We start from the raw sequence: 8,368 nt of genomic DNA, 5'->3' as shown, positions 1-8,368 counted from the left end.
ACACGGAGTAAACAGAGCGCATAGCGATTTCGCCTCCGTGGGCTCCGTGTTTTCCTCAGTGGTCTCCGTGGTTGGGCTACAGGCAGGTTTAACCCGGCATACGAAGTATGCGTTTTAGATTCTAATTACTTTAATGTAAGCATCTCGCCGAAGATGCTCTAAGATAGGTTAGAAGCTTAGATTGGTGGATAAAATAAGTCCGGTGTTGTGTTGAAACACGTTTCTGCCGCCAACTTCCCTGCCTAATTGAGCGATCTGGCTTAAAAAGCCGCCTTCTATTCTCACTTTGGGTGAGAAGCGGTAACCAAGCAGTAGCCCGAAGCGGTTCTGATCGAAGACGTTTTCATTTACGTTTTTACCAAACCCAATAAGCACCTCATCGTAAACTGCAGCATAGGGAGTCTTACTTGAAATCTCGCGACCTTTCAATGGGATCTGGGCCCGGTACATATATCTGAATCTGTTGGTATAAACATACTCATCTTCTTTTTCAAGGGAAGCATCGCTATAGCGTCCAACCCATCGCTGCTCAAGCATAAAGCGGTGGTTGCTTTCTACTATTCCAAATTTATTGTTCAATAGCAGCATCTCAAAAAGTCGGTGCTCGGTAAATTGTTTTCCAAAAGTGTTTACCGGGATATCGCCGTAGTTGTAAGACTCAGCCAAAGCTACACCTGCCCTTATATTTACCCCCTGAAAAACCAGCCGGTTGACGGCAAGTTTGAATAAATTTTGCTGTGGGTCAGAAATGATATTGATACGGCGCCACTGAAAATCGCCCGCCAGACTCCATTTATCGTCCAGCTTCAGGCCCGCATTAAGCGCATACCAGCCGATACTATTTTTATCTTTTATGCGGGTGTTTTGTGAATAGGAAAGAAGGGAGACTAAACTTAAAATCAGGAGGACATATAATTTTTTCACGAGGCAGCAGATGTTATCCAACGTTAACTTAATGTTAACCGTAGCCCGCAAGTTAAGTCAATCTCAGATAATCGCAAAAGGAAAAGTTTTTCAGACATTAAAGTGACGGATATAAACTTCATTCTAGCAGTTCGCAGGTCATTGCTTGTCAAGCCACACAACCTTTAACTCCGGCTTATGGTCCTGGCTCAGAATATCGCGGTATAAATCTGGTCGCCGGGCTTTGAGGTAGCGATGACCGCCGGCCTGAACAAGCTTATCCGGAGTTATAGTAGCAGTAACTATTGAATCGTCAAATGTCCTGCACTCGGCGATAACATCCCCGAAAGGGTCGAGGATCATAGAACAACCATTTTTCAACTGATCGTCGTCCATGCCAATGGGATTTGAAAATATGGCATAAATTGCATTATCGTATGCACGGGCGGGCAGCCATTTCATCAGCCATTCACGGCCTTTCATACTGTCAAATTCAAGGCGAAGAGAAGTAGGATCATTTTCCCGGTTATTCCATAATTCAGGATCAACAAAGCCCGCGCCCGGCCGGGTGGAAGGTGTGCACATAGTTACGTGCGGCATAAAAATTATGTCAGCTCCCAGCAATACGGTTGCTCTTACATTTTCAATTACATTGTTATCATAGCAGATCAATATTCCGCACTTCCAGCCGTGCACATCAAACACAGTATAACTATTCCCGGGATTCAAATGAGGGTTAATGAATGGATGGAGCTTTCTATGCTTTGCGATCAATCCGGTTTTATCAACACAAACGTAAGCTTTATATAAACTATCGTCTTTCTCTTTTTCAAACAGTCCGGCCAGAATGGTGATGTCATATTTCGCTGCGATTTCTTTAAGCCTGATAATGCTCGGTCCTTCAGGGATTACCTCCGCCAAATGGAGCATCTGGTCTTTGGAAAGGGTCCGCGCAAATGTGTACCCGGTTATAGAACATTCATGAAAGGCAACAACCTGCGCACCCTCATCAGCTGCCTGTTTTGCAAGCCTGTCTATTACTGAAAGGTTATATTTCTTATCGCCGTTCTTATTCTCGAACTGAGCTGTAGATATTTTTATTTTTTCCATCTAATGTTTGATCATTACCAAAGCGGGGTTCCGTTCTACAAATTTATTCTTATTGAAGGTAATAAATTTTGTTATTTCGTAGCATTAATAACAGCGCCATGAAGATCAGCTACAAGCCATTCGAACTCACTTTGAAGCATCCTTTCACCATTGCAAAGTTTTCGCGTACATCAACGCCGATTATATTGATGGAAATAAGCCATGAAGGCTTTACTGGATATGGAGAGGCGTCGATGGTGCCTTATATGGGTGAGAATATGGAAACCGCCAACGCGTTCATGTCGAAGGTAGATCTGTCATGGCTTAAGCCGCCGTTTAATTTTGATGAAGTGGTCGCCTACCTGGATAATATTGCCCCTGGCAACCCGAATATAAAAGCCGCGATTGATATAGCTCTGTACGATCTGAAAGGCAAGATTGAAAACACGGCTTGTTATAAATTCTTTGGGACAGATCCGTCCAAAATGCCGGAAACTTCTTATACCCTTGGCATCGATACACCAGAGGTTTTAATCCAGAAAATAAAAGAAGGTGAACAATGTCACATTATTAAAGTAAAGCTTGGACGCGATAACGATAAGGAACTGATCAATACCATCAGGTCGGCCACAGACAAGCCGCTATTCGTGGATGCGAACCAGGGCTGGTCGGATAAGCAACAGGGCCTCGACATGGTTAACTGGCTGCATGAGCAGGGTGTTGTTCTGATTGAGCAGCCTATGGCAAAAGACGATCCGGATTCAAATGCCTGGATAACGGAAAGGAGTCCGATCGCTATTGTTGGCGATGAGTCGGTGCAGCGCTTTGCGGATGTAGAAAAAGCCAAAGGAGTTTATCATGCCATCAATGTAAAGCTGATGAAAAGCGGGGGGATGTATGAAGGCCACCGGATGATCATGAAGGCAAAGGAGTTAGGTATGAAGGTGATGATCGGATGTATGAGTGAAACAAGCTGTGCCACGCTTGCTGCAGCTGCCCTGGCACCTCTTTGCAATTGGTCAGACCTGGATGGCCCTTTCCTGACGAACAACAACCCGTATAAAGATCCTGAATTTAAGAATGGCAAATGGGTACTAAATGATGATCCGGGATTAGGGATAAGATTTAGTTAGAACCAGCCTATTTTTTTCTCGTCATCTCCCGAACGCTTTTTGCCAGCCTGATCTTTAAATAGATCAGCATGGCAAAGGGGGGTGCTGCAGCGATCGCATACAGATAATAACCGTTCTTGATTGACCAGAAAATGCAAAGGAATAGTACGAACAGGGCTATGTTCAGGAAGATATTAAAAAGGATCTTTTTAAACATTTTTAGTATACCTGCATATCAGGCTCATACTCTGCCGCCCAGGCTAAAATTCCACCTTTAAGATTATACAGGTTTGTATATCCTAATTGTTCAAGCTGCATTACTGCGGCCGCGCTTCTCGCCCCGCTCCGGCACTGCATAATTACGGGCTTATCCTTACTTACTTTAGAAGCTTCAATTACGAGCCCGGCCAGTGGAATATTTTCTCCATCTATGTTGGACATTTCATATTCAAAAGGCTCGCGAACATCAATAAGCTGGAAGTCTTCCTGATGGTCGATCTTTTGCTTTAATTCCTGTACTGTAACTTCTTTCATTAGTGTATGATTGGTTTTCAATGGCAATGAACCTGCCTGCCGGCAGGGCTTGCATAAGCTTATATTCGCTTTGTTTGTAAGAGGCAAGCTTATGCAGGTTTCATCTCTGGCATATTTGTAGCACAAAGATATGCATTTCCTGAATAATTAGTAAACTAAAGGGTTGATGCTGTGTTGCACTATATAAAATGGCGCTGATGTAACATGTTGATAAAGCGGGCGTTTAATTAAATATTTTGAATGATAATGAAGAAAATCACTGATTTTTTCTGGTTCTGTTCCGGAGCACATACAGATACCTTAAAACGATACCCAACTGAGCATAATAAATATGTTGGAATAGGTGCTACTATATTCTTCACTGCTCTGTTTGCTTCGCTGTCCGGGGGCTATGCCATGTACTTTGTTTTTGCAGGAAGCCCCCTTGCGGTGATATTTGCAGTGCTTTTTGGACTCATCTGGGGCCTGGCGATCTTCAACATGGACCGTTACATCGTTTCCAGCATCAGCAAAAGCGGCACCACCAATCAGCAGATCCTTCAGGCAACGCCCCGGATATTGCTTGCCATCGTGATCGGTATTGTTATATCGCGGCCGCTAGAGTTGAGGATCTTCGACAAGGAAATTCGCGAAAAACTCAAGACCAGCTACCTTAACGGGCAGCGTTCCAGGATTGACACACTTAACAAAACCTTTACTAATAAATACGTAAGTGAGATCCAGAAAACAACGGAGCTTAAAAGGGAGAAAGACTCGCTCGAAAAGGATATTAGCCGGTCAAGGTACATCCTGAACCAGGAGGTTTTCGGGGATAAGACAAACCAAACGTCAGGCGTAACAGGGTATGGAACCTATGCGAAGCAAAAGGAATCGCTGGTAGTACAAAAAGAGCAAAGACTTCAAACCCTTCGGACTGAACTGGCGGGCATGGAGGCGTTCTTTGCCCGGCGAAAGGACCTGGATGGGCTTTCCGATCAGCGGATGTTCAGCGGCAAGCAGCTGGATAGTCTCTCCAATGTTGCCGGTTTCGCCGACAGGAACTGGGCGCTCGGGCAGCTAAGCTTTAAGGAAGACGGTACCCGCGACCTTGATAATTATCTCGCTGTATCCTTTATTAGCTTTTTGTTCATACTCTTTGAGTGTTTGCCGGTATTTGTCAAGCTAATGAGCAACAAAGGTCCTTACGATATTGCTGTCCAGAATGTTGACGACACCTACATTTATAAATCTGACAAAACCAAAGACCAGGATATTGCAGTCACCGACGGGGTTCATGACACCCGTGTAAGTTCCGAGATCGACAAAGAAAAGCAATTGGTATCACGCAGGTCAGTGAGGGAGCTCGAGCGGCACGACTGGGACTAGATCAATTAGCAAATTTGATTAATTAGTAAATTAGCAAATGAACTAGTCGGACCAATTTCCTAATTTGCTCATTCTCTAATTTGCTCATTTACTAATTCCTTGATCTTCACCTACAAATTAATCTACAATGAAGCGTTTCATACTCCTGCTATCCTGCGTTCTCGCGGTTTTAACTGTTTCTGCTCAAAATGTACTCCGGTATTCAATAGCATTTCCAAATGCAGTCCATCATGAGGCTGAGGTTACCATTGATGTTCCCAATGCTCCTGCCGGTCCGCTTTTGTTTCGAATGAGCCGCTCATCACCGGGCAGGTATGCTACTCATGAATTTGGAAAGAATGTTTACGGAGTTAAAGCCACCGACAGTAAAGGCACAACAATTCCCGTAGTTCAGGTAGAAGGCGACGTTTATCGCGTAGACAAACACGACGGTGACGTTAAGATCAGCTATACCATTTATGGGAACCATGTTGATGGGACTTATCTCGCGATAGACGAAACCCATGCCCATATGAATATGCCGGCCACGTTTATGTGGTTCCCGGCTATGACTGACAGGGCAATGAATATCACCTTCAATGATCTTGAAAAATACAACTGGAAGGTTGCTACCCAATTAAAACCAACAGGGGCCAGGAATACCTTTACCGCACCTAATCTGCAGTATTTTATGGATAGCCCGACAGAATTGTCTGACTTTAAACTGGCCACCTGGCAAGACGTAAACCCTGGGAACAAAGTCCAAACGCTTCGGGTAAGTTCACATGGCACTGCAGATGATCAGGGTGTGATTGACAACTATGCTAAAATGGTAGCTAAGGTCGTAGCGGAGCAAAAAGCAGTATACGGTGAACTACCTCAATTCGACCACGGTGAATATACTTTCCTTCAGGACGTAAACCCTGATAATAACGGTGATGGCATGGAACATCGGAACTCAACTGTGATCACAGGCAGTGGGTCTAAGATTGCCGGAAACGAAGAAGCGATGCTGGGCACATTCTCACATGAGTTCTTTCATGCCTGGAACGTTGAACGGATCCGTCCGAAGACACTTGAACCATTTGACTTCTCGCATGCTAACATGAGCAACGAGTTGTGGTTTGCAGAAGGCTTCACTCAATATTATGGTAACCTGATCTTAAAACGTGCCGGCTTTCGTACCGAGGAACAGTACCAGGGTGTTTTGTCGGGCATTCTTAACGGGGTATTAAGCGCTCCGGGTGCGAAGAGCTTTCCAGCTACTCACATGAGCAGGTATGCTGTTTTTGTAGATGCCGGTGTTTCTGTTGATCAGAGCAATTATGGGAATTCGTTTACCTCTTATTATACTTACGGCGCATTTGTAGCTCTTGGCTTGGATCTTCGTCTTCGGTCAGAGTTCAAGCTTACTCTCGATGATTATATGCAAGCCGTTTGGAAGACTCATGGTAAGCCAGAAATTCCATATACAGTTCCGGATCTTCAGAATGTTCTAGCCAGGCTAACCAATGCGGCTTTCGCTCAGGACTTCTTCAAAAGATATGTTGAGGGAGTTGATAAGAATGATTATGCTAAGCTTCTGGCCAACGCAGGATTGGATTTGCGCAAAGCTTCTCCGGGCAAAGCCACTATGGGGCCTGTACGCTTAACACTGCTATCCAATACAGGGAAAAATCGCGTTGCTAGTGCAACTCAAAATGGCTCTGCTGCTTACAATGCGGGAATAGATATTGGTGATTATATACTTAAGATCGGCGACAAGGAGTTAAACGGGACTGTAAACCTTAATGAGATTATTTCTCAGTACAAGCCGGGCCAGAGTGTTGCGGTAACTTATGAGCACAAAGGTGTTGTTAAGACATCCACATTGACTTTTAAGGAAGACGAGAGCCTGACTGTTGTTAAGCTTGAAAACCCTACACCACAGCAGATACAATTCAGAAACGACTGGTTATCATCAAAAGCAAAATAATGAAGATTAAGATACAAGCAGGCCTTGCGGCCATTCTATTTCTAGGTTCATGTGTCGCTCAAAGGCAAGAGCCCTCGGTTCAGGAGGACGAAATTACACGGATCATTAAAACACTCTCTGCTGATGACATGCAGGGCCGGGCGGCATTTACTCCGGGTATCGATAAAGCAGCAAGCTTTATAGAGGCTGAATTCAAGAAGATCGGCTTGCAGCCTCTAGCCGGCGAGAATGATTTCAGACAGGAGTTTAGTGTGACCAGGATTTCACCAGCTTTAGTGAGCGTTACTATCGATGGGAAAAGCATAGAAGCAGCGAATATTATAACCATGTCTGAAAAGGAACTGCTGGAAATGAGCAATAGTTCCGGGGCAAGTGTTATAAAGATTGCTGCTGGTGATCAATTCGCTCAAAAGTATCGTGCAGCTCTGGATTCGAAGACTCCTGCCCTTGTGCTTGTTGATCAATCCCATGCAACAATTTTTAAACGCCTGCTGGGTAGCGCCAAGCGCGGCCGTATCGTTGAAAAGATGGGAGATGGCGCAGGTGCAGTTTTCGTTCTTGGCGGAACAGAAGCGAACACATTCGACGTGAAAGCGAACAACAAAGTTGAAACTCTTTCCTTATTTAACGTTGCCGGAATGATACCAGGTAAATCAAAGGAAAAAGAACTGGTTCTTTTCTCTGCGCATTACGATCATCTGGGTATGATTGAAGGTGTTGAAGGGGATTCTATCGCTAATGGCGCTGATGATGATGCGTCGGGAACTACTGCAGTTATCTCGCTTGCGAAGTACTACAAGCAGTTGAAGAATAATGAAAGGACCCTTGTCTTTGTTGCATTTACTGCGGAAGAGGTTGGCGGTTTTGGCGCCCGCCATTTCTCATCAAAGCTCAACCCGGATGATGTGGTAGCGATGTTCAACATTGAGATGATAGGCAAGGAATCAAAATTCGGCAAGAACGCTGCGTTTATTACGGGCTTTGAACGCTCTGATTTTGGTGAGATCCTTCAGAAGAATCTTGCCGGCACAGAATTTAAATTCCACCCGGATCCATATCCTGCACAGAACCTTTTTTATCGGAGTGACAATGCAACTTTAGCGGCGCTGGGAGTGCCGGCTCATACTATTTCCACCGACCAGATTGATTCAGATAAGTTCTATCATACCGTGAATGATGAAGTTGAAACGCTTGATTCCGCAAATATCTGGGCCACTATTAAAGCGATTGCGTTAAGTGCAAGAAGCATTGTATCAGGGACGGATACACCTAAGAGGATTCCGAAACTGGAACCGAGGCCGTAATATTTTACCGCAGAGGACACAGAGTGCTGATTGGACTGACTGTGCAATTCTGCGTTGACTTGTCCTGACATAGGTTGACAAAAAACAAGGTCAACGATGAATAGAAA

Annotated in this window: 8 protein-coding genes; 4 read left to right on the top strand and 4 right to left on the bottom strand. The window is 44.6% G+C overall.

The window, feature by feature from the left end:
* Positions 1-168 precede the first annotated feature (168 nt).
* Positions 169-924, bottom strand: a complete 756-nt coding sequence (locus WKF69_RS17035; RefSeq protein WP_340383429.1) for a DUF2490 domain-containing protein — start codon at positions 922-924, stop codon at positions 169-171.
* Between the two features lie 138 nt (positions 925-1,062).
* Positions 1,063-2,013, bottom strand: a complete 951-nt coding sequence (locus tag WKF69_RS17030) for a nitrilase family protein (protein ID WP_340383428.1) — start codon at positions 2,011-2,013, stop codon at positions 1,063-1,065.
* A 98-nt stretch (positions 2,014-2,111) separates the two neighbouring features.
* Here WKF69_RS17030 and WKF69_RS17025 point away from each other — a divergent pair, with 98 nt between their 5' ends.
* Entirely contained in the window at positions 2,112-3,125 is a 1,014-nt protein-coding gene (locus tag WKF69_RS17025) for a dipeptide epimerase (protein WP_340383427.1), read from the top strand.
* Positions 3,126-3,132: 7 nt separating this feature from the next.
* On the opposite strand, the gene WKF69_RS17020 is transcribed toward WKF69_RS17025, so the two are convergent.
* Positions 3,133-3,321, bottom strand: coding sequence for a DUF6358 family protein (locus WKF69_RS17020; protein WP_340383426.1), 189 nt, complete (start codon positions 3,319-3,321; stop codon positions 3,133-3,135).
* Between the two features lie 2 nt (positions 3,322-3,323).
* Positions 3,324-3,638 carry a rhodanese-like domain-containing protein gene (locus tag WKF69_RS17015; RefSeq protein WP_340383425.1) on the bottom strand — a complete coding sequence of 105 codons (315 nt, stop codon included), beginning with the start codon at positions 3,636-3,638 and terminating at the stop codon, positions 3,324-3,326.
* Positions 3,639-3,884: 246 nt separating this feature from the next.
* On the opposite strand from WKF69_RS17015, the gene WKF69_RS17010 reads away from it, so the two are divergent.
* The 3 genes from WKF69_RS17010 (at position 3,885) to WKF69_RS17000 (ending at position 8,261) form a co-directional block, all read left to right on the top strand.
* Positions 3,885-5,003 (top strand): DUF4407 domain-containing protein, encoded by a 1,119-nt coding sequence (locus WKF69_RS17010; protein ID WP_340383424.1) that lies wholly within the window; start codon positions 3,885-3,887, stop codon positions 5,001-5,003.
* A gap of 127 nt (positions 5,004-5,130) precedes the next feature.
* Entirely contained in the window at positions 5,131-6,957 is a 1,827-nt protein-coding gene (locus tag WKF69_RS17005; protein WP_340383423.1) for a PDZ domain-containing protein, read from the top strand.
* Complete coding sequence (locus WKF69_RS17000) at positions 6,957-8,261, top strand: M20/M25/M40 family metallo-hydrolase (RefSeq protein WP_340383422.1); 1,305 nt, start codon at positions 6,957-6,959, stop codon at positions 8,259-8,261. Before WKF69_RS17005 ends, WKF69_RS17000 begins: the two co-directional genes overlap by 1 nt.
* Positions 8,262-8,368: the final 107 nt, after the last annotated feature.

This window comes from Daejeonella sp. (genome assembly GCF_037719425.1).
Taxonomy (GTDB): Bacteria; Bacteroidota; Bacteroidia; order Sphingobacteriales; family Sphingobacteriaceae; genus Daejeonella.
Note: the sequence above shows the minus strand (reverse complement) of the source record. Positions and strands in the feature narration are given on the sequence as shown.

What these genes read in the sequence shown, in the direction of transcription:
- WKF69_RS17030 (WP_340383428.1), bottom strand. Translation starts at nt 2,013, where the DNA reads ATGGAAAAAATAAAAATATCTACAGCTCAGTTCGAGAATAAGAACGGC.
- WKF69_RS17025 (WP_340383427.1), top strand. Translation starts at nt 2,112, where the DNA reads ATGAAGATCAGCTACAAGCCATTCGAACTCACTTTGAAGCATCCTTTC.
- WKF69_RS17020 (WP_340383426.1), bottom strand. Translation starts at nt 3,321, where the DNA reads ATGTTTAAAAAGATCCTTTTTAATATCTTCCTGAACATAGCCCTGTTC.
- WKF69_RS17015 (WP_340383425.1), bottom strand. Translation starts at nt 3,638, where the DNA reads ATGAAAGAAGTTACAGTACAGGAATTAAAGCAAAAGATCGACCATCAG.
- WKF69_RS17010 (WP_340383424.1), top strand. Translation starts at nt 3,885, where the DNA reads ATGAAGAAAATCACTGATTTTTTCTGGTTCTGTTCCGGAGCACATACA.
- WKF69_RS17005 (WP_340383423.1), top strand. Translation starts at nt 5,131, where the DNA reads ATGAAGCGTTTCATACTCCTGCTATCCTGCGTTCTCGCGGTTTTAACT.
- WKF69_RS17000 (WP_340383422.1), top strand. Translation starts at nt 6,957, where the DNA reads ATGAAGATTAAGATACAAGCAGGCCTTGCGGCCATTCTATTTCTAGGT.